Raw genomic sequence first — 21333 nt, forward strand, 5'->3', positions numbered from 1 at the left:
AGTCTGATCGCGCAGGGCTACGTGGGCTCGTCCGGCAGTTCAACGCCGTTCCCTGCGCCGGACAGGTGGGCGCGGAGGTGTTCGAAGGCGACAGCGTCGTCCCCTTCGAACACCTCCGCCTCCCGGCATGCGACGTATTCGCGCAGCGCGTCGGCCGCCGGTCCCCGGACGCTGCCGAGCGCCTCGACGGCGGTCCGGAAGTCACGCGGTGCCACCTGCGACCACGCCACTTCGCCGTAGGACGCGAGCGCCTCGAGCACTCCGGGCAGGAGGTGCGGTGCGAAGGCCAGCCCGGTGACCATCGACGTGGTGACATTGCCCATGCCGACGACACTCTGTGGGCCGGTCGTCAACGCCTCGCGCAACTGTTCCAGCATCGGCTCGACGTGCGCCGGATTGTCGCGGACCGCCGCCAGGGCCACCTGGAATTCGAACGGCCCGAGCTCCATTGACTGGAGTTCGTCGGTCAGCGCGGGGTTCCGCAGCGCGAATTCCGGACGTCGGACGGCGAGCGTGAACAGCATCGGCTGAACGGCGTTCGCCGGACTCCTGGCGCGCAGGAACTTGACCAGGCGGTCGACCAGTTCGGGTGGAAGGTGGGGTTCATCCGACAGGAGGCACGAGGCCAGAAGGGAAGCGGTGGCGAACGCCAGGGGTTCGCCGGACGCCTCCGCACGTGCCGCCAGCTCCAGATACGACGTTTCGTCGAAGGGCATCAGGCGGTCGCCCTCCGGGGCCGGCCAACGTGACGTGACCAGTCGGATGACCTCGGTGTGCATGTCCCGCTGGAATGGCGACACGGGCAGGGTTTCGGCGCCGTCGGGCGGCAGGTACCAGCCGCTGCGCCCGGTGTGAAGGACGGCCTCGGTGAACGTGTCGCCGATGAGCTGCGCCTCGCAGACCGGCAGCGACCGAGCCTCGACATATCTGGCCGTCAGCCGGTCATCGGCCCGCAGCAGCCGGCTGAACAGGCTGTTCTGGGCCTCGGTGTCCAGGCCGCTGCGCCACAGCCGGACGGTGGAGTTCAGGTCGGGGGCGTCGGGGTGGCCGCACAGGGCGTCGACGGCGACACCGTCCGGCTCGCACAGGGCGGTCAGGACCACAAGATTGGCGGTGTACGCGGCGAGACGGTGCACCACGTCGAATGGCGTCGGCCGGTACGGGATGTCCTCGATCCGCTTCCGGGCGCCGCGGAACAGTTCGAGCAGCGCCTGCCGCAGATCCGCCCGGGTGTCGGCGGGAAGCCGGTCGATCAGGCGGATCAGGAACGGCGTGACCTCATCGCCGTTGGTCAACGGCTGGTGGGACAGCAGCGCGCGCAGCACGCCGTTGTCCAGGCCGGCGCTGTAGGCGCGCCGGAGCGAGCGGCGCCAGTCCTCGGCGAGTTCCTCCAGCAACTCCACCGTGTGCTCGGCGACCAGGTACTCCGCGAAGGTGGCGTGCAGGAACTCGTAGGTGCGCCGCCCCGGGGCGCGGGTGTCGTCATCGGCCTGCGCGACGTGGACGAAGAAGAACGCGGCCACCGTTCGCTTGGCGCGTGTCAGCGGCTCGCCGAGGCGCGGCTCCGGCCGTTCGGCGCCGGGCTGGAGCGCATCGAGGTCACGTTCGAGGTCCTCCTCGCTGACGTACTGCCGGCCCCGGTTGAACATGGCGAACGCGGCGACCGCCAGATCGCGCCGACCGGCCGCCTCCAGTTCGCGGAACGCGCCCTCACCCAGGTCTGCCGCGGCCTTCTCGCGGATCTGCCGGCGGATGAACGAGTCGAGCAGCCGCCGGTAGAGGTCGTCCGTCGACAGGTCCTCGGCATCCAGGCGCCGGTCACCGTGCTCCGCCGCGTAGACGGCCAGCATCAGCAGCAGCAGCGGCTGGCCGGCCAGGTCCTCGTGGTGCCGTAGCTCCTCCGCGGTCAGCGGGCGGAACCCGGGATGACGGGCGTTCACCGCGTTCCATGCCGACGCCCACCGTTCGAGCTGCGCCTCGTCGAACGGCTCCAGCTTCACGACCACCGTGCCGTCCGGCACCGCGGTGCGGTCCATGACCAGTGTCCGGGAGGTGATCACCACCACGACCGGGCGCCCATTGACCCACTCGTCCTGCTGGAACCGGGCGGCCCGGTCGATGTAGTGGGACTGCGCGACACCGGTGGCCTGGACGAGTTCGTCGAAACCGTCGAGGAGCACGACCTTCGTCGTCGACGACGCGCGGCACAGCTCGCCCCACGACACCTGCTCCTTGACGAGCCGCTCCACGGTCGCCTCGACCTGCCGGTGGATGTCGGCGTCCGGATCGACCCGGCGCAGCGGGACACGGACCGTCGTGTACGCATCGGCGGGCAGGCGCGCGGCGAGAACCTCGGTGAGCAGCGACTTGCCGGCGCCGGGATGCCCGAGGACGACCAGCGGCCGCTGGGTGCACGACGGGTCGGTGAGGTAACCGGCCAGGAACGCCGAGAGGTCGTCGCGCTCCGGCTGGTCGTCCCACCACGACTCGTCGCCGAACCGGGCCTCCTTGTCCGCCACCGCGATCCGGAACCGCGGGCTGACGAACCCCTGCTCGACGGTCGGGAACGACAGGCCTTCCGGTGCCGGCACGTCCGACCGCCACAGCGGCCGTCCGAGGACCAGCGCGGCGTGCCGGGCCAGCCGTTGCTCGGTCTCGACCGCGGGCGCACCACCACCACGCACCGTCCGCGACAGCATCTCGGCCAGCCGGTCCAACGTCTCGGTCTGCCGGCGGACCTCCGTTCTGGTCGCCGCGTGCTCATCGAGCTGCGACCAGAACGCGAACTCGGGCACGTCGGCGGCGAGCCGTACGTACCGATCGCGGTACAGTGCAAGTGCCCGCTCGACCACCGGCTTCTCCGACGGCAGCTGCACGCGTGAGGCCGCGCCGAGGCCGCTCGCGAAGGCGACGAGCGCGCCGTGCATCCGGGTGAATGCCGACTCGATGCCGGCGGCGTTCTCCGTGAAGCCGCGTAGCGGACCCGGCATGGCCACAGCCGGCTGGCCGAACTGGTCGCGCAGCACGCCGAGCCGGCGCTTCTCGACGTCCGTCAGCTCCAACGCACCGAGCTGTTCGCCGCCGAGCTCGGCGAGCGCGTCGAAGAAGGCGGACAGCACGAGAACGGTGTGCGCGGCCTCCAGCAGTTCGTAGTGACTCTTCCCCCGCGCCGACCGGATCCGATCGGGTGCCGCGCCGACAAGGTCGCGGAGCAGCGCGTTCGCCTCGCCCTTGGCGTCGAACAGGGACAGCGCGGTGCTCACCAACGGTGACGCCAGCAGCAGTGCACCGCCGGCAAGCCGGCTGAGGACGGTGACTGTGTCGGCGCCGCCGGTCAGGAGCCGGACGGCCTCGGCATAGGTGAGACGCGATCGAGCCACAGATGTACCGTATCGACAATGATCGGCTGAGGTAACCGCGGTGGGAGCGCCAGGTCGGCGGGCCTCGACCTGTACCGTGACAAGCTGGGGTGTCCCGGGGACCGACAGCTGAGACGGAGACGTGGTGGGAGAGATCGTCTGGCTCGGCCGGTATCCGGTGAAGTCGATGCTCGGTGAGGACCTCACCGAGGCGTCCCTCGGCCCGGACGGCGTCGCGGGCGACCGGCGGTTCGCGCTGGTCGACGCGGAGACCGGGCTGGTCGCCAGCGCCAAGAACCCCCGCAAGTGGCGTGACCTGCTGCGGATGCGGGCGGCGTACGGTGCGGACGGCAGCCTGCGGATCACCGGCCCGGACGGCACGCCCGTGGGTGCCCTCGACGAGGTGGCCGGCCGGCCGGTCCGGCTGGTCGAGGAGCGGCCGGACGGCGCCGCCCTCGAGCGGCTCACGCCGCAGACCGAGCCCGGCGCCGGCACGATGACCACCAACCCGCTGGGTGCCGCGTTCCCCGGCCGGACGTTCGTGGACTTCGCGCCGGTGCACGTCGTCACCACCGCCACCCTCGACGCGCTGGGCGCCGACCACCGGCGGTTCCGGCCCAACGTCGTCGTGCGGATGTTCGACCCGGCGCCGTTCGAGGAGAACGGCTGGCCGGGGCGGGCCCTGACGACCGGCGACAGCGTCGCGCTGCGCATCGTCGTCCCGACGCCGCGGTGCGTGGTGCCGACGCTCCCGCAGGGCGAGGACCTGCCCGAGGATCCCGGCGTGATCCGCACTGCCGCGCGGCTCAACCGGGTGCAGGTGCTCGACCTCGGCAGGTTGACCTGCGTCGGTGCCTACGGTGCGGTGGCACAGGAGGGCACCCTGCGCGTCGGCGATCTCGTTCACATCGACGGTCCCGGGGTTGTGGGCCCGGCGTAATCCAGCCGGAGAAACCGATGTGATGTTCACGTAACGGAGCGCCGTTAGCGTACGGTGCGTGATGCAGACCCGCACGGTCTGTTCGTACTGCGGGGTCGGCTGCGGCATGGTCCTCGACGTGGCGACGGACCCCGACGGCCGCCGCCGTGTGGTCAAGGTGGCCGGCGACCGGCGGCACCCGGCGAACGCCGGCCGGCTCTGCACCAAGGGCGCCACCAGCGCGGAGATGCTCGCCGGACCCGGCCGGCTCGGCACCGCCCGGATGCGGCCGCGGCGCGGCGCCGAGGCGGTGGACACCGACGTCGACACCGCGATCGCCGAGACCGCCCGGCGGCTGCGGGCGATCGTCGACGAGCACGGCCCCGACGCCGTCGCCTTCTACGTCTCCGGGCAGATGACCCTCGAGGCGCAGTACCTCGCGAACAAGCTCGCCAAGGGCTTCGTGCGGACCAACCAGATCGAGAGCAACTCGCGGTTGTGCATGGCCAGCGCGGGCACCGGCTACAAGCTGTCGCTCGGCGCCGACGGGCCGCCCGGCTCGTACGAGGACTTCGACCACGCCGACCTGTTCCTCGTGACCGGCGCCAACATGGCCGACTGCCACCCGATCCTCTACCTGCGGATGATGGACGGGGTGAAGGCGGGCGCGAAGCTCATCGTCGTCGACCCGCGCCGCACCGCCACCGCCGACAAGGCCGACCTGTTCCTGCAGATCCGGCCCGGCACCGACCTGGCGCTGCTCAACGGCCTGCTGCACCTGCTCGTCGAGGGCGGCCACGTCGACGAGGCGTTCATCGCCGAGCACACCGAGGGCTGGGAGGCGATGCCGGCGTTCCTCGCCGACTACACCCCGGCCGCCGTCGAGGCGATCACCGGCATCCCGGCCGCGGACCTGCGCACGGCCGCCGCGTGGATCGCGGGCAGCACGGAGTGGATGAGCTGCTGGACGATGGGGCTCAACCAGAGCACCCACGGCACCTGGAACACCAACGCGCTGGTCAACCTGCACCTGGCCACCGGGGCGATCTGCCGTCCGGGCAGCGGGCCGTTCTCGCTGACCGGACAGCCCAACGCCATGGGCGGGCGCGAGATGGGGTACATGGGGCCGGGCCTGCCCGGTCAGCGCTCCGTCCTCGTGGCGCAGGACCGGGTGTTCGTCGAGGACCTGTGGGGGCTGCCCGGCGGCACACTGCGCACCGACGTCGGCAAGGGCACCGTCGAGCTGTTCTCCCGAATGGCCGCGGGCGAGATCAAGGCGTGCTGGATCATCTGCACCAACCCGGTCGCCTCGGTGGGGAACCGGCGGACCGTCATCGAGGGCCTGGAGCGGGCCGAGTTGGTCATCACCCAGGATGCGTACGCCGAGACGGAGACCAACGCCTACGCCGACGTGATCCTGCCGGCGGCGATGTGGTCCGAGATCGACGGCGTCATGATCAATTCGGAGCGTAACCTCACCCTGGTCCAGCAGGTCGCCGACCCGCCCGGCCAGGCCCTCGCCGACTGGGAGCTGATCGCGCGGATCGGCGTGGCGATGGGGTACGGCGACGCGTTCCGCTACGGCAGCGCCGCCGACATCTTCGCCGAGATCCAGCGGTTCTGGAACCCGCAGACCGGCTACGACCTGCGCGGCGTGACCTACGACCGGCTCCGCGAGGGCCCGGTCCAGTGGCCGGCCGCGCCCGGCGCCCCGGCGCGCAACCCGATCCGGTACCGCAACGACGGCGTCAGCCAGCAACTCCTCCAGCGCGCCGACGGCACCCGACCACGGCTCGCGTTCGCCACCCCCAGCGGCAAGGCGGTGTTCTTCCCGCGGCCGCACCTCGACCCCGCCGAGCTGCCCGACGACGACTACCCGTTCCTGCTCAACACCGGCCGCCTCCAGCACCAGTGGCACACCCTGACCAAGACCGGCAAGGTCGCCAAGCTCAACAAGCTCAACCCCGGCCCGTTCGTCGAGGTGAACCCGGCCGACGCGGCCCGGCTCGGCGTGGCCGACGGCGACGAGGTCGAGCTCGCCTCGCGCCGCGGCCGGGCCGTGCTGCCCGCCCGCGTCAGCGACCGGGTCCGGGAGGGCGACTGCTTCGCGCCGTTCCACTGGAACGACCTCTTCGGCGAGTACCGCAGCATCAACGCGGTCACGAGCGACGCCGTCGACCCGCTCTCCTTCCAGCCGGAGCTGAAGGTGTGCGCGGTGCGCCTGACGAAGGTCGCCACACCCCCGGCGAGGCGGGAAGGCCTGCTCGGCCTCGACCTCACGCCGCCGCCGCTCACCGAGACCGAACGGCTCTACCTGTCGGGCTTCCTCAACGCGCTCACCGCCGCCCCGCCGGGGACCGTGCCGGTGCTGCCGGCCGGTGCGCCGTTCGATCCCGGGCACGCGGCCTGGGTCAACGGCTTCCTCGCGGGCACCTTCGGCCGCACACCGGAGACGGCTGCCGTGGCGAGCACAGCCCGTACGATCCATGTGCTCTGGGCGTCGCAGACCGGGAACGCCGAAGAGTTCGCCGCCCTGGTCGGCCGCCGCCTGGCGGACGAGGGCTGGCGGGCCGAGCTGCGCGGCATGACCGCGGCGGCGGCCGATCTGCTCGACGGCGCGTCCGACCTGCTGATCATCACCAGCACCTTCGGGGACGGGGAGGCGCCCGACAACGGCACCGCGTTCTGGGAGTCGCTGGACGGTCCCGACGCGGTCCGCCTCGACGGGCGGCGCTTCGCGGTGCTCGCGTTCGGCGACTCCAGCTACGCGAACTTCTGCGGCCACGGGCGGCGCCTCGACACGCGGCTCGGCGAACTCGGCGGCGTCCGCCTCACCCCGCGCGTCGACCTCGAACCCGACTACGAGGAGGCCGCCCATGGCTGGCTGGACACCGTTCTCACCGCGCTGAGGACACCGGCGGCCGTCCCAGCGCAGCGCACCTCGTCGAAGCAGGCCCCGGTCACCGCGACCCTCACCGGCAACGACCTGCTCAGCCTCCCCGGCTCGGCCAAGGAGGTCCGCAGGTTCACCTTCGCCGCCGACCTCGACTACGCCGCCGGCGACTCCCTCGGCGTGTGGCCGACGAACTGCCCGTCGCTGGTGGCGGAGTGGCTGACAGTCACCGGCCTCGACCCGGACGCGACCGTCGACGTCGGCGGTGAGCTGCCGTTCGCCGAGGCGCTGCTGCGCCGGCTCGACATCACCCGGATCACCCCTGACCTGCTGCGGTTCGTCGCCGACCGCAGCCACGACCCGACGCTGAAGACCCTGCTGCGCCCCGACAACCAGGGCGAGCTGGCGAAGTACACCTGGGGCCGCCAGGCGATCGACGTGATCGCCGAGCACGCCGCGCGGGCCGAGCCCGCCGAGTGGGCCGGGGTGCTGCGGCGGCTGCAACCCAGGCAGTACTCGATCTCGTCGTCGCCGCTGCTCGACCCCGGGTCGGTGAGCCTCACGGTGTCGGTCGTGCGGTTCGACAACCCGCTCGGCACCCGCCGCAAGGGCGTCGCGTCCACGTTCCTCGCCGACGCCGCCGCCGGCACGGAACTCCCGGTGTACGTGCAGCGCGCCCCGCACTTCCGCCCGCCGGCCGACGACACCCCCATGATCATGGTCGGCCCGGGCACGGGTGTCGCTCCGTTCATCGCGTTCCTCCAGGAGCGCCGGGCCCGCGGCGCCCGCGGCCGAAACTGGCTGTTCTTCGGCGAGCAGCGTCGCGCGACCGACTTCTACCACTCGGCCGAACTGGCGTCGCTCGTCGAGGCCGGCACGCTGACGCGGCTGGACCTGGCATTCTCGAGGGACCAGCGGGCGAAGGTGTACGTTCAGGACCGCATGCGCGAGCACGGGGCGCAACTGTGGGCGTGGCTCCAGGACGGCGCGCACTTCTACGTCTGCGGCGACGCGACCCGGATGGCCAAGGACGTGGACCGTGCACTGCGGGACATCGCCGCCGCGCACGGCCACCTGACGGAGGACGCCGCAGCGGCGTGGGTGAAGCAGTTGGCGACCGAGAAGCGCTACCTCCGCGACGTGTACTGAGCGTGACTCGCCCGCCCAGGTTCTGCGTCAGCGAGGTCCGGCCGATCGCAGGAGCCACTGCTCGGGGTCCTGGCCGCCGACGAAGCCGAGGTACTCGCTCGCGGGTGCCACACCGGCGAGGCGGCGCAGCTCCGGCCCGATTGGGGGCGGCCGGCTCGACGGGCTCGGCGGCGTCTGGGTCGCCTGCTTCTGGTTCGATCGGCGGGGGCCGGTGCGTGCTGGCGCCGGCCCGGGTCCGGGCGGCCACTCGAGCGTCGGGCCGGTCGACCGGTCCGCGCTGGGCCCGGGTGAGCAGGTCATCGAGCACCCGGGCGATGTCGGTTTCGTTAGTGTCGTCGCGGCCCGCAGCAGCGGCGAGGCGGCGGGCATGACGCCAGGTGAAGTCGGCGAACGGCGCGGTGACCATCGGCAGGTGGGTCCACGCGGCGGTGATCCAGCCGTCCGGAGTGCGGATGAACACGCGGGACAGGTCGTAGGGATCGTGGTGGACCGGCCAGAGGCCGCGGCGGGCGGTGATGCCGGAGCGTTCACCGCGGTGGGGTCCGAGCGCCGGATCGTCGTAGGTGCGGTAGTCGATCTGGACGCCGCCGTCGCGGATGGCCCGCCAGGCCACCGGCAGCAGTTCGAGATAGTCCCGACCGGACAGCGCGAGCGGGAGGTATCCGGCGGCGGCGACCAACGCCGCGTACTTCTCGTTCGGCGACAACATGTGCCGGGGCCGCAGCGGATCACGCAGGGTATCGGAGGTCAGGTCGCCGTGGCTTCGGTCGCGGATGGGGGGCACCGAATGGTCGTCAGCTCGGGAACATGATCGTGCTGTGCTCATGATCCGTGGTCGCGAGAACTGACCGTAAGCATGTCATCGGTCGACGCTGTGACGCGTCGTCCTGGATCTCGGTCGGCGGACTTGCATCGGTCCGTTGAACGCACGTCTGTCGGATGTGGCTGGACTACGCTTTCGCCATGACCACCGCCATGATCGAGTTGAATGACGGTGCACGGTTACGCACGTGGACCGCGGGCGAGGTAACCCCGCAAAGATTTCCCGTGGTAATGCTCCACGGCGGGCCGGGTGTTCCCGACTATCTCTCACCGGTCGCCGACGTTATCGAGAACCTGTGCGTGGTTCATCGTTATGACCAGCGAGGCACCGGCGGATCGGCTTGGAAGGGCGAGCACACGCTCGCCCGCCATGTTCACGACCTGGCGTTGTTGCTCGACGCGTGGGGCCACGACAGGGTCGTCCTGGTGGGGCATTCGTTCGGAACGAACCTGGCCAGCTACTTCTTGTTGGCCCATCCCGAGCGCGTGGCCGGGTTGATCCAGCTCGCTGGGCCGTTCCTGGATCCGTGGCGGGAAGCGGACCGAGCAGCCCAGCTGGAGCGACGCACCGCCGAGCAGCAGAACAGGCTCGACGAACTCGAGGCGATCGAATGGCGCACCGACGCTGAGGAGATCGAGTTCTTGACGCTGTCATGGTTTACCGATCACGCCGACCGGGCCCGGGCGTGGGGGTGGGCGGCCGCGTCGGCCCGCGCCCTGCGGCCCATCAACTATGTGATGAACACCCAGCTCAACGCCGCGAAGAGAGCCGACCCGCTCGAATCACACGTGGACGAACTTCGCGAACTCCTGCCGACCGATGCGGTGATCATCGGTGGAGGCGGCGACAGCCGTCCGGCTGAGGCCCTGCGGCGTCTGGGAAAGAGCCTCGATTGCGAAGTCGTGATCATCGCCAACGCGGGCCACTGGCCGTGGCTTGAGGCGCCGGAGCAGTTCGGCGTTTCGTTCGGCGCTGCAGTGGACAGGCAGACCCGCATAGCCAGCTGAGGACCGCTGGGTTCTCGGCCGAGAACAGCGCCGGCCGGCGTGGTGTCGAAACTCGCGACCACGGACTTCACCCAACCGAGGCCGCGGTCCTCACCGACGGCCAAGCGGTGTCTTCACTGACGATCAGAGCCAGTCGCCGGATTGTGCTGGGCGATACGGGCTTCAAGGTCGGCGGCGCGCCGGTCCTGGAAGCGGAGGTTGGAGCGGGCGGCCTTGAGCCGTTCGTCGAGGGTGCGGTTGTCGGCGGTGAGCTGGCGGACGCGTTGCTTGAGGGTGGTGTTCTCGGTGGTGACCCGCTGGATGGCTTCTTCGGTCCATTCGGCTTGTAGGTCGCGGATTTGGCCGAGGAGTTCACCGATGCGGCGGCGCTGGGACTGGATCTCCGCGTGGGCGGCCTTGAGAGCGTCCTCGGCGTTGAGCGCGCGTTCACGCCAGGTGGCTTGGTGTTCCTCGTCCTGGCTGGCGAGCATGCTGGCGCGGCTCTGGCCCGTCTGCGTCATCGCGGCGGCGACCGCGTTGCGGGCCTCGGGGTTGTCGTAGAGGAAGGTGCGGGAGACGTCCGCGCGGCGGGCCACCGCGGCGACGCTGATGCGGGCCTTCTCCGTCGCAGCCGCTGCAGTGCCTCGTGGACGCGTTGGACGGCAACCTCAGTCCCGCGGGACCGTCATGAACGTTAGGGTGCTTCGGGGTGTCCGGCGCGGGTGGCGTCGGTGCTGCGGGCGTCGTACGGTGGCGTTGTCGGCGCTGCCCGTTCCCCCGTGCTGGCAGCCGGGGTTGTCACGACATGCACGATGACGTTCGGCCGTTCCTCGTCACAGGTCTCCGTCTGATGATCCTTGTATCCGACCCATTCGACCTTGCCCGGCTTGTGACTGAACCGGGCCTGCGGATCGTGCGGCGACACGACCTCCACCCCCGACCACGGCACCCGTGCAGGCTCCGGATCATCGTCGGGCGGCGTGCTGCTGGACCGCCGCCGCGTCGTGCCCTCCCGGCTCTTGCGAGCTCGGGACAGCTTCGCCTCCCGCCATCGCAGCTGCCCGGACTGGTCAAACCAGTACTGCTGCACCCAGACCTGCGCAAGACCAATTTGGTTGATTGTCTGTTTCTGCCATTGAAGTGGATTCGGGCATTACGCACAGTCATGCTGCGGGGTCATCGACGGTTCAGGCTGCTAGTGGGCCAAAGCAAGTATCGATCTTGAGACCGTCCAGGTGATTGACCGGCCAGTCGAGCGCTCCGTACTTTCAGCGCTTTACAGAGATCAACTGCCGGAGGCTGGTCAGGTCATGGACAACAGGTTCTGGCGACGACAAGGCGGGTTCATCGCCTTATCGCATACGTCGCGTCGAGGGTGGGGCCGCGCACTGACCAACGCCGTGGCGTTGGTACTGACAGTGACGCTCGTTGAGGTGGTTGCTCCGCCGGCACCGGTGCGGGCGGCACCGCCGGCGAAGGCGGAGTGTCCCGCCGAGCGTCCGGACCGTGTCGCCGCGGTGATGGCTGCGCGGTGGTGTGATGGGAAGGTTGAGGTTTCCGGCGAGCGGTCGGAGACGTTGCAGTTGTGGGCGAACCCGGATGGTTCGCTGACTGCAGAGCAGCACTCGGGGCCGGTCCGGATGCGGGACGGCAAGGGCGGCTGGAAACCGGTCGACGCGGCGTTGCAAACCGACGCCGACGGTTCGGTGTCGGCGAAAGCGCACCCGCGAGGCCTGAAGCTCGCCGGTGCGACCGGTGACGGCGAGCACGACCTGGTCAAGCTCGGGACCGGTGACGACGCGATCAGCCTGTCGTGGCTGGGCCGGTTGCCGAAGCCGGTCGTCGACGGGACCCGCGCCACCTACCCGAATGTGCTCGACGGTGTGGATCTGGTCATCGAGGCGACCCGCACCGGGTATGAGCAGTTCTTCGTGGTCAAGACCCGTGAGGCGTTGTCCCGGGCCGGGAAGCTGAACCTGCGGCTGAAGGCCCCCAAGCTGACCGTGTCGCCGGACGGCGCCGGTGGTCTGCTGTTCAAGGACGCGGCAGGCAAGGACGCGGGTCGCATCCCCCAGCCGTCGATGTGGGACGCCGCCATCGGTGAGCAGTCACTGGATCACCTGCGGGTTGCCGCGGTTGGGCTGTCGGCCACCCAGGTCGGGGCGAACATCACCCTTGAACTGACCCCGGACCCGCAGTTCCTGGCCTCACCGGACCTGACGTTCCCGGTCACGATCGACCCGACGATCAGCCCGACGTTCGACACCTTCGTCCAGAGTGGATACATCACCGACCAGTCGGGGTTGACCGATCTGAAGCTCGGCTATTCCGACGACGGCGGCTCGTGGACGGCTCGGTCGTTCCTGCGGTGGGACACCTCGTTCCTGGCTGGCGCCCAGGTCAACTCCGCAGCCGTGTACCTGTGGAACTACCACTCGTGGTCCTGCACGGCGGCGTCCTGGGACGTCTACGACACCGGTGCGGTGTCCACCGCGACCCGGTGGACGAGCCAGCCGAGCTGGGGCGCCATCCGCGGGACGTCGACGCAGACCAAGGGTTTCAACGCCTCCTGCAACGACGGCTGGGTCTCCGCGCCGGCCACTAGCTTCTTCCAGCTCGGGTCGACGAATTCCACCCTGACGATGGGGTTGCGGGCCACCAACGAGAGCAACCACAACGGCTGGAAGCGATTCCATTCCTCCGAGGGCGCCAACCCGCCGTATGCGGTGGTCACGTTCAACGGCACCCCGCAGGTCGGCAACCGCTCCACCGACCCGTCGACCGAGTGCATCACCGGCGCGAACCGGCCGTACATCAACAAGACCCAGCCGAAGCTGCAGGCGCAGATCACCGACCCGGAGGGTTCCCCGGTCTGGGCGCAGCTGGAATGGTCCACCACCGGCGGGACGCTGGTCGGGTCCACCACCATCGGCTCGCAGGCATCGGGTTCGAACTTCGAGCACACGATCCCGTCCGGGCAGCTCACCAACGGCAGCAGCTACATGTGGCGGATCCGCGGCACCGACACCGGCACCGCCGCCGGCGCGGGCCCGTGGACACCGTGGTGCGAGTTCACCGTGGACACCACCGAACCCACCGCCCAGCCGGGGGTGTCCTCCACGACGTTCCCGGAGAACACCTGGACCGGTCAGCTGACCGGCTACACCGTCAGCACCGTCAACACCGCCTACGTCGGCGGTTCGACCGTCCTCGCGCTGACCGGTGACGACGCCGTGCAGCAGCTGACGCTGCCGTTCCCGATCACTTTCTACGGCCAGTCGTACAGCACCGCCTGGATCGACACCAACGGCATGGTGTCCTTCGTCAACCCCAACGGCTCCCACCCCGACGACATCGTCCCGCTGCCGAACAGCGCGGAGCCTAACGCGGCCGTGTACGTCTTCGCCCAGGACCTCGTCGTCGACGCCAGCGCCAGCGTGCGGACCGCGGTCCTCGGTACCGCACCGAACCGGCAGTTCCTCATCGAGTGGAAGAACCCCTACCAGTACGGGTTCGCCTCACGCCGGCAGGACGCCGCGGTGCTGCTCAGCGAGACCGGCAGCACGGTCACCCTCAACTACACCAACATCGACAACGCCTACGAGCAGGGCTCCGGCGCACTCACCGGGGTCGAGAACGCCGACGGCACCATCGCCACCCAGTACTCGTACCACACGTCGAGCCTGAACAACGGCGTCGCGGTCGTCTTCACCTACAACGCCGGCACCGCACCGGTGTCCGCCGGGACCGCGGCCAATTTCACCTTTACCCCGTCCGGAGTTACCGACGTCGCCTCCTACCAGTACGGCGTCGACACCAACCCACCCTCGACCGTGGTCAACGCGGCGGCCCTCGGCGGCAACGCCACTGTCTCAATCACCCCCGACAGCGACGGTCCGCACACCCTCTACGTCCGCTCCCAGGACCGTGCCGGGAACCAGTCGCCGATCAAGGCATACCAGTTCAACGTCGGCCACGGCGGCGTGACCAGCCCCAAGAACGGCGACATCAGCGCCGGCAAGGTCGCACTGACCGTCGCCGCCAGCCCGGCCGTCGCCGGCGTCACCTACCAGTGGCGACGCGCTGACACCGACGCATGGCAGACCATCCCGCTCGCCGACGTCTCGGTCGCCGCCGGCGGCGGCGCTGTCACCTGGCCGGAACAGCGCACCAGCGGCCAGTTCGCCAAACTCAACTGGAACCTCGACACCACCCTCAACAACGCCGAGGCCGGACCGGACCCGCTCGACGGACCGCTCCAGGTCCGGGCCCTGTTCACCGGCGGCGCCTCGGTCCCGGTCAAGATCACCTTCGACCGGAATCAAGCGCTGGTCATGTCGCAGCAGGTGGGGCCCGGCTCGGTCAATCTGCTGACCGGCAACTTCGGGCTCAGCGGCGTGGACGTGACGATGTCGTCCTACGGCTCTGACCTGACCGTCACTCGCAGCTTCAACACCCGCCAGGCCGCGGTCACGGACAAGGCCAACATGTTCGGGCCCGGCTGGGTGTCCGGCGTCGTTGTCGGCGCGGCGGAGGCACCGTACACGGATCTCACCGTTACCGGCTCGCTGGTGCAGGTCGGCCTGCCGGACGGCAGCTCGCTGGGCTTCACCGAAACCACTGCCGCCGGTTCCGGTAAGAACTACGAGGCGCAGAACGGGTTCCAGCAGCTGCGGCTGTCCTATGCCACCGCGAGCAACACGTTCACGTTGGCCGACATCGATGGCAACACCGTCGTGTTCACCCAGGTCGCCGGGGCGACGGCAGGCACCTACAACCCGACTGCGGTCACCACACCCGGGGCAAACCAGACGACGTCGATCAGCTGGCAGAAGGTGACGGTCAGCGGCACCGATCTGGTCCGGCCGACCCGGATGCTGGCGCCGCTGCCCAGCGGCGTGTCGTGTGCAACGCTGGTGAAGGGCTGCCGGGCGCTGGACTTCAGCTACGCAAGCACGACGACGGCCACCGGCACCGGCGCCACACAATGGGGCAACTACGTGGGCCGGCTGACACAGGTGTCGTTCACCGCATGGGACCCGGACGCCGCCCCAGCGGCGATGCGCACCGTCGTCGTCGCGCGGTACAGCTACGACAGCAACGGCCGGCTGCGCGCGGTGTGGGACCCGCGTCTGGACTGGACCGACACCACCACCATGCCACCGACCACCCGAAACCTGGCCACCACCTATGACTACGACACGAACGGCATCGTCTCGGCGCTGACGCCGCCGGCCCAGCAGCCGTGGCAGTTCACCTACACCACAATTCCGGGCGACGCCGGGAACGGCAGGCTGGCGCAGGTGAGCCGGTCTGCGCTCACCGCCGGCACCGCCCGCCAGACTGTCGTGTACAGAGTTCCCGTGTCCGGCAGCGGCGCGCCCTACAACCTGTCCGCGGCTCAGACGGCCCGCTGGGGACAGGCCGAGCAGCCCGTCGACGCGACCGCGATCTTCGATCCGGGCCAGGTTCCTGCCGCCGACCAGAGCAGCGGCAGCCTGCCCGCCTCCTACGACCGAGCCGCGATCACCTACATGGATCCCAACGGCCGGCCGGTCAATACCCTCGAGCCGGGCGGCTACACCAACACCATCTGGTACGACAGCTTCGGCAACACCGTGCGTCATCTCACCGCGGGCAACCGGGCACGGGCGCTCGACAAGTCACCGAGCGACTCGGCGGCGGAGGAAGCGGCGCTCGCCGCGTCACTGTCGAACCTGAACGTCTACGCTGCCGACGGTCGCCTGCTGCTGGAGGTGTGGGGACCGGAGCACGAAGTGACGCTTCCGAGCGGCTCGACCGTGCGGGGCCGCTCCCGCACCAGGTACACGTACGATCAGGGCGCACCCTCAACCGGTGCCCCGTTCGACCTGATCACCACCGAGACGACGTCGTTGTGTTACGGCTCGGCGAGTTGTGCGCCGGTCGATGCACGCACGAGGACCGTCGGATATGACTGGACGCTGCGCGAACCGACCGTTTCGACGGTCGACCCGTCGGGCCTGGCGTTGAGCACCAGGACCGGATACGACGCCACCACCGGGCAGGTCACTACCGTGACCCAACCTGCGGGCGGTGCGACGACCAACACCCCGGCCACCCGGGCCACCGTGTACTACCGCGCCGGGACAGGCTCCGGCCATACCGAATGCGACAGCCGCGCCGAATGGGCCAATCTGCCGTGCCGGGTCCAGCCCGGCGGCCAGGCAGCCAGCGGCCCCGAACTGCCGGTTACCGTCACCACCTACGACATCTACCAGCATCCGCGCGTGATCATCGAAAAGACCAGCGCCGGCACGAGGCGGACCACGACCATCACCTACGACGGTGCGGGCCGCAACGTGACGGTCGCGGTCACCGGCGCCGCCGGCACGGGGCAAGCGGTGCCGACCACCCGCTCCGTCTACGACAACGCCACCGGTCAGGCAATCCGCACCGAGTCGCTGGACGCATCCAACAACGTCACCGCGCAGATCAGCCGCGTCTACGACACCCTCGGGCGGATCACGTCCTACACCGACGCCGACGGCACCCAGTCGACCACCGGCTACGACCTGTTCTCCCGCATCGCCGCGGGTTCCGACGGCCAAGCCAGCCGCTCCTACACCTACGATGGCGGTAGCGAACGGCGCGGCCTGCCGACCCAGATCGCCGATGGCCAAGCCGGCACCATGACCGCCACCTACGACGCCGACGGTCGACTCATCACCGAAACGTGGCCCAACGGCGTCGCGGTGAGCACCAGCTACAGCGAGGACGGTCAACCAGTCACGATCACATACAACCAACCAGGCTGCGGACTGAGCAACTGCACCCTCTACACCGAAACCGTCCGCGCCTCCGTCCACGGCCAGGCCCGCGACCGCAGCTCCTCACTGTCGACCCAGCGCTACACCTACGACAACGCCGGCCGGATCACCACCGTCAACGACACTGTCGACGGCGCCTGCACCACCCGTATCCAGGGCTACAACACGGCGTCCGACCGGGCCAGCCTCACCACCTACGGACCGGCCGTTGGCGGGGGTTGCCAGGCAACCACATCGCCCACCACGACCACGTGGACCTACGACACCGCCAGCCGGGTCAACACCACCGGCTACGCCTACGACACCCTGGGCCGCACCACCACCGTCCCAGGCGCCGACACTACCAACCTGGGCGCCGGGAACACCACCATGACGTATCACGTCAACGACATGGTCCGCACTCAGACCCAGGACACCAGGACCACTACCTACACCCTCGACGTGCTGGCGAACCGGTTCCGCACCTGGACCGAAAGCGACGGCGTCAGCACCCTCACCAGGACCAGCCACTACGGCGCCGACAACGACAGCTCCACCTGGATGATCACCAACGGCGGCGAGGTGCTCCGTCCCATCCGTACCTTCGGCGGCGTCGCCGCCATCTACAGCAGTACGACCGGCGTCAGCTGGCAGATCACCAACCTTCACGGCGACCTCGTCGCCGGCATCGCATCCACCGGATTCGGCCTGGCCTACGCAGACGACTTCACCGAACTCGGCCAGCCACATAAAGCCACTAGCGGGCAGCGCGGCTACGGCTGGCACGGAGCCGCTCAGCGTTGGTCGGACACGCCCGGCGGAATGATCCTGATGGGCGCCCGCGTCTACTCGCCGGCAACCGGCCGCTTCCTCAGCACCGACAGCGTCTACGGCGGCAACGCGAACCCGTACGACTACTGCTCAGGCGACGCGGTAAACTGCTCCGACCTCAATGGTGCGGCATCCTGCCGCCCCTTGTGGAAATGCTCCGTCAAAACCGCGGCCAAATATGCGATCTTCACGGCAGTAACGGCTCTTGTAATTGCATTGACAACCCTCTGTGCGGCCGCAACGTCGGGCATCTGTGCTGGGTACGGCGGCTTCGTCCTCAGTGCGGCGCTCGGCGGAGCCTACAACGTTTTCAACTGTTGGCTCTTCTCGAGTTGTCGCAGCTTCAGGGACTACGTCGAAACGTTTGTTCAAGGGTTCATTGTCGGCCTTCTCGGCGGGGTGATCGGAAGGTGGCTCGGGAAGTATGTGCCGATCAACCAGTTCTATCTTCGGGTTAAGGTCAAGATCGCTACCGCTTTCCTGGTACTTTCGAGGTGGTTCTAATGACTCTTTCTCAGCTTCTCCGGGGAATTCTGCGGAGGTGGCGCACAATACTCCCCGCTTTCCTTGCAAGCACTGCAATTTTGTTCGTTCAAAAAATGTTCTTTCCGCGCCTCGACCTCGTAACCCTTCTCGCTTTTATGGTGATCTGGCCCTACTGTATTCTTCGCCTTCTTGGCAAAGATTCGAATAACGGCCAGTAGTTTTCACCAGTGTCCCGTGGCGAGGTTGGCTGCAGCCAACCTCGCCACGGGCCATCGACCTTGCTTCGCGACGACGTGGAAGGTCGCCGCGAAGCTGTGGACGGCAGCCGAGGGTCCAACGCGTCGGGGAAAGTAGCCACGATCGTCGCGGGCGTGGTGACCGGCGCCGACTCGATCGACGACCTCGACATGCTGCGCCACGGCGGGATGCCGGCCCTGTTCGACAGCGTGTACGCACGGTCGACGCTGGGGTCGTTCCTGCGGACGTTCACCCACGGCCACGTCCGGCAGTTGCAGGCCGCAGGGCGGCAGTTCTGGTCCGGCTGGCCGGGCAGGCACCGTTGCTGCCCGGCGCCGGCGCGGTCACGTTCATCGACGTCGACTCGCTGCTGCGCAGGGTCCACGGCAAACAGAAGCAGGGCGCCGCGTTCGGTCACGCTAACCCGGGTCATTCGTTAAGACCGCATCTTGTTAGGGGTTGTTGCTGGTCAGGAGGTCCAGCTTGTGGGCGCGGCGGTGTACCTCGCCCAGGCGCGTCGCGACGAGGCGGCGCACCACGGGATGGGTCAGCCGGCAGCGGCCGTGCCGCCGCCGATCGCGGTGGACGTCCGGCGCGGGGCTGCGGGGTCGGCCCGCCGGCATCTACGCTGTGGTGATGGATCCTGTGCTGCACGGACCAGCCGCAGGGGAGGGGCCCGCGCCCCGGTTCGGGCCCGTCGACAGGGTCGCGGTGCTCTCCGACGTGCACGCCAACGTGCCGGCGCTGACCGCCGTCCTCGATGAGCCCGACGTGCGCTCCGCCGACCTCGTCGTCTTCTGCGGCGACCTCACCTGGGGGCCGGAGCCGCAGCGGACCGTCGAGATCGTGCAGCGCCTCGGGGAGCGGGCCGTGTTCGTGCGGGGCAACGCCGATCGTGCGGTCGTGGAGCTGGCGCGTGGCGGGCGGGAGGCCGAGACGCCGCGGGAAGCGTGGATGCCGGGGCAGCATTCCGCCGGGGCGGTCGACTGGGTTGCCGGGTTCCGGTTCACCGTGATCGTCGACGTTGTCGGGCTCGGCGCCGTCCGGTTCTGTCACGGCTCGCCGCGCGGCGACACCGAGATCCTCACGCCGGGCACGCCGGCCGATCGGCTCGCCGAGGTCCGTGCCTGCTTCGCCGAGCCGACGCTTGTCAGCGGCCACTCGCATGTCCAGTTCGACCGTACCGTCGACGGGCTGCGCAACGTCAATCCCGGCAGCGTCGGCCTGCCCTACCACGACGGGGAGCCGGGCACCGCCTACTGGGCGCTGCTCGGGCCGGACGTCGAGCTGCGGCGGACCGCGTTCGAGGTCGCGGCCGCGATCGAACGCTGCCGCAGTGTCGGCGACCCGGCCGCGGAGCGGATCGCCGGGCTGCTCACCGCGCCGCCGACGGTCGCGGAGCTGACCGCCCACGCGGAGGCGCTCAGGTTTTCCGACTGACGGCGACGGGCTGCGGGTGGGGGATTGCGGCGAGCGCCAGCCCCAGCAGGGCCGCGCCGGTGCCGATGAGGAACGGCAGGGACAGGGCGGGCTGGCCGAGCCACTCCCAGAGCGGGTGCCACGACGGGTGCGGCTCGTCGAGGTGGTGTGCCGCCATCGACGGTACCGCCACCAGCGTCGGCGCCCACCACAGTGCCATGGCCACGCCGAACAGCGTCAGCACCGAGCCGCGGGCCGGATGGCCGGGCTCGGTGCGGCGGCTCGCCCAGCCGAACAGCAGGAACGCGACCGCGGCGGTGAGGAGGCCACCGGCGACGCCGAACGGGTGCACGGCGGACGGCGTCGCCCGCTGGAACTGTGCCGTCATGAAGGTTGTGTCCACTGTGGACTCGAAGTTCACCTGCAGGGAGAACGTCGTGTCGCCGCGCTCGGCGACGATGGTCGTGGACGTGGGGATCGTGTCCGGGTCGCAGGGCGGGCCGATGCAGTCGTACAGGTTGTGAATGATCGGCGGGTAGACCGTCCAGCCCTGTGCGTGCAGGTTGTCGGTGGCCTGGTCGACGATCTGCTGCGGCGGCACGTCCGGCACGCCGTCGACCCCGCCGCCGACCGACGCGAGCCCGTATTCGCCGCCGTCGCCGAGCAGCAGGTCGTCGGCCGAGGTCCAACTCAGCGGCGAGCCGTAGATGACGAACATGGCGGGCGCGTCCTGGACCCCGGCGAACCGCTGCCCGGGCACGATCCCGGCGAGCATCGCCTCGGCCTCGGCGGCGCTCGGCAGCGGCCGGGCCGTCTCCCACGCGAGCCGGGTCGCGAACGCGGCGCCGAACACGCCGCTGATGACGGTGGCGAGGACGGCCCAGAGGACGACGGATCGGCTGGCCGGCCTGCCGATCCGGGCCCGTAGGCCGTGCCGGACCAGGTCGGCGGTCTCCCGTAGGGTCGGCCGGGTCCGTCCCGGCGGCGCGGCCTCGAGGAGTGTGCCGAGCAGCTCGTCGCCGCGCGATCGGCGGTACGCGCGAGGGTAGGCGAACATCCGCCGCCGGTACCGGCGGGCGAGCGGGCCGGTCATCACGCGGTCCGCGGGCGGGCGGCGCGGAGGCGGGCCTCGGCGGCGGTGGTCAGCTGGCGCAGGCGGGCGGTCTCGGCCCGCAGGGCGGTGAGCCCTTCGGTGGTGAGCCGGTAGTAGCGCCGCATCCGTCCGTCGACCTCCTCGTCGTGGTCGTGCTCGACCAGGCCCTCCGCGGTGAGCCGGTCGAGTGCGGTGTAGAGCGTGCCGGTGAGCAGCCGGACCCGTCCGCCGGACAGGTCGTCGACCTCCCGCACGATGCCGTAGCCGTGCCGCGGCCCGTCGGCGAGGGCCGTGAGGATGAGGAACGTCGGTTCGCGCATTGCCGCCACGCCAGCACCATACATAAATGA

The 21333-nt window shown here is 69.8% G+C and carries 11 protein-coding genes; 5 read left to right on the plus strand and 6 right to left on the minus strand.

Translation table 11 applies throughout. From position 1 onward, the window contains the following. Nucleotides 1–17: 17 nt before the first annotated feature. Entirely contained in the window at nt 18–3380 is a 3363-nt protein-coding gene (locus tag Dfulv_RS20270; protein WP_259865624.1) for an NACHT domain-containing protein, read from the minus strand. Nucleotides 3381–3504: 124 nt separating this feature from the next. Between Dfulv_RS20270 and Dfulv_RS20275 the strand changes: the two genes are divergently transcribed. The 3 genes from Dfulv_RS20275 to Dfulv_RS20290 all read left to right on the plus strand — a co-directional run bounded on the left by Dfulv_RS20275 (nt 3505) and on the right by Dfulv_RS20290 (nt 10150). After that, a complete protein-coding gene (locus tag Dfulv_RS20275; RefSeq protein ID WP_259865625.1) occupies nt 3505–4299 on the plus strand; it encodes an MOSC domain-containing protein in 795 nt (264 codons plus the stop codon). Nucleotides 4300–4360: 61 nt separating this feature from the next. Then, entirely contained in the window at nt 4361–8320 is a 3960-nt protein-coding gene (locus Dfulv_RS20280) for a bifunctional nitrate reductase/sulfite reductase flavoprotein subunit alpha (protein WP_259867781.1), read from the plus strand. 963 nt (nt 8321–9283) lie between these two features. Further along, nucleotides 9284–10150, plus strand: a complete 867-nt coding sequence (locus Dfulv_RS20290; protein ID WP_259865627.1) for an alpha/beta fold hydrolase — start codon at nt 9284–9286, stop codon at nt 10148–10150. A 113-nt stretch (nt 10151–10263) separates the two neighbouring features. Here Dfulv_RS20290 and Dfulv_RS20295 read toward each other — a convergent pair whose 3' ends face one another. Together Dfulv_RS20295 and Dfulv_RS20300 are read right to left on the minus strand one after the other, a co-directional pair. Continuing rightward, nucleotides 10264–10725 carry a hypothetical protein gene (locus tag Dfulv_RS20295; RefSeq protein ID WP_259865631.1) on the minus strand — a complete coding sequence of 154 codons (462 nt, stop codon included), beginning with the start codon at nt 10723–10725 and terminating at the stop codon, nt 10264–10266. Between the two features lie 98 nt (nt 10726–10823). Continuing rightward, nucleotides 10824–11219, minus strand: a complete 396-nt coding sequence (locus Dfulv_RS20300; RefSeq protein ID WP_259865633.1) for a hypothetical protein — start codon at nt 11217–11219, stop codon at nt 10824–10826. 328 nt (nt 11220–11547) lie between these two features. Between Dfulv_RS20300 and Dfulv_RS20305 the strand changes: the two genes are divergently transcribed. Next, on the plus strand, nt 11548–18252 hold the full coding sequence (locus Dfulv_RS20305) for an RHS repeat-associated core domain-containing protein (protein WP_259865635.1): 6705 nt from the start codon (nt 11548–11550) through the stop codon (nt 18250–18252). Between the two features lie 671 nt (nt 18253–18923). On the opposite strand, the gene Dfulv_RS20315 is transcribed toward Dfulv_RS20305, so the two are convergent. Beyond that, the gene (locus Dfulv_RS20315) at nt 18924–19094 is read right to left on the minus strand and encodes a hypothetical protein (RefSeq protein WP_259865637.1); all 171 of its coding nucleotides are present in this window, start codon (nt 19092–19094) and stop codon (nt 18924–18926) included. A 13-nt stretch (nt 19095–19107) separates the two neighbouring features. Here Dfulv_RS20315 and Dfulv_RS20320 point away from each other — a divergent pair, with 13 nt between their 5' ends. Continuing rightward, nucleotides 19108–19911 carry a metallophosphoesterase family protein gene (locus Dfulv_RS20320; RefSeq protein ID WP_259865640.1) on the plus strand — a complete coding sequence of 268 codons (804 nt, stop codon included), beginning with the start codon at nt 19108–19110 and terminating at the stop codon, nt 19909–19911. Here the strand turns inward: Dfulv_RS20320 and Dfulv_RS20325 are convergent. Together Dfulv_RS20325 and Dfulv_RS20330 are read right to left on the minus strand one after the other, a co-directional pair. Next, nucleotides 19895–20983: a hypothetical protein gene (locus Dfulv_RS20325; RefSeq protein WP_259865643.1), complete on the minus strand. Its 1089-nt coding sequence runs from the start codon at nt 20981–20983 to the stop codon at nt 19895–19897. The genes Dfulv_RS20320 and Dfulv_RS20325 overlap by 17 nt on opposite strands. Next, the gene (locus Dfulv_RS20330) at nt 20983–21303 is read right to left on the minus strand and encodes a PadR family transcriptional regulator (RefSeq protein WP_259867783.1); all 321 of its coding nucleotides are present in this window, start codon (nt 21301–21303) and stop codon (nt 20983–20985) included. The genes Dfulv_RS20325 and Dfulv_RS20330 overlap by 1 nt, the downstream gene beginning before the upstream one ends. Nucleotides 21304–21333: the final 30 nt, after the last annotated feature.

The sequence above is a fragment of the Dactylosporangium fulvum genome, from assembly GCF_025137375.1.
GTDB lineage: Bacteria > Actinomycetota > Actinomycetes > Mycobacteriales > Micromonosporaceae > Dactylosporangium > Dactylosporangium fulvum.

Coding starts and splice junctions, on each gene's coding strand:
- Dfulv_RS20280 (WP_259867781.1), top strand. CDS start 4,361: ATGCAGACCCGCACGGTCTGTTCGTACTGCGGGGTCGGCTGCGGCATG.
- Dfulv_RS20320 (WP_259865640.1), top strand. CDS start 19,108: ATGGATCCTGTGCTGCACGGACCAGCCGCAGGGGAGGGGCCCGCGCCC.
- Dfulv_RS20290 (WP_259865627.1), top strand. CDS start 9,284: ATGACCACCGCCATGATCGAGTTGAATGACGGTGCACGGTTACGCACG.
- Dfulv_RS20315 (WP_259865637.1), bottom strand. CDS start 19,094: ATGCCGGCGGGCCGACCCCGCAGCCCCGCGCCGGACGTCCACCGCGAT.
- Dfulv_RS20325 (WP_259865643.1), bottom strand. CDS start 20,983: ATGACCGGCCCGCTCGCCCGCCGGTACCGGCGGCGGATGTTCGCCTAC.
- Dfulv_RS20330 (WP_259867783.1), bottom strand. CDS start 21,303: ATGCGCGAACCGACGTTCCTCATCCTCACGGCCCTCGCCGACGGGCCG.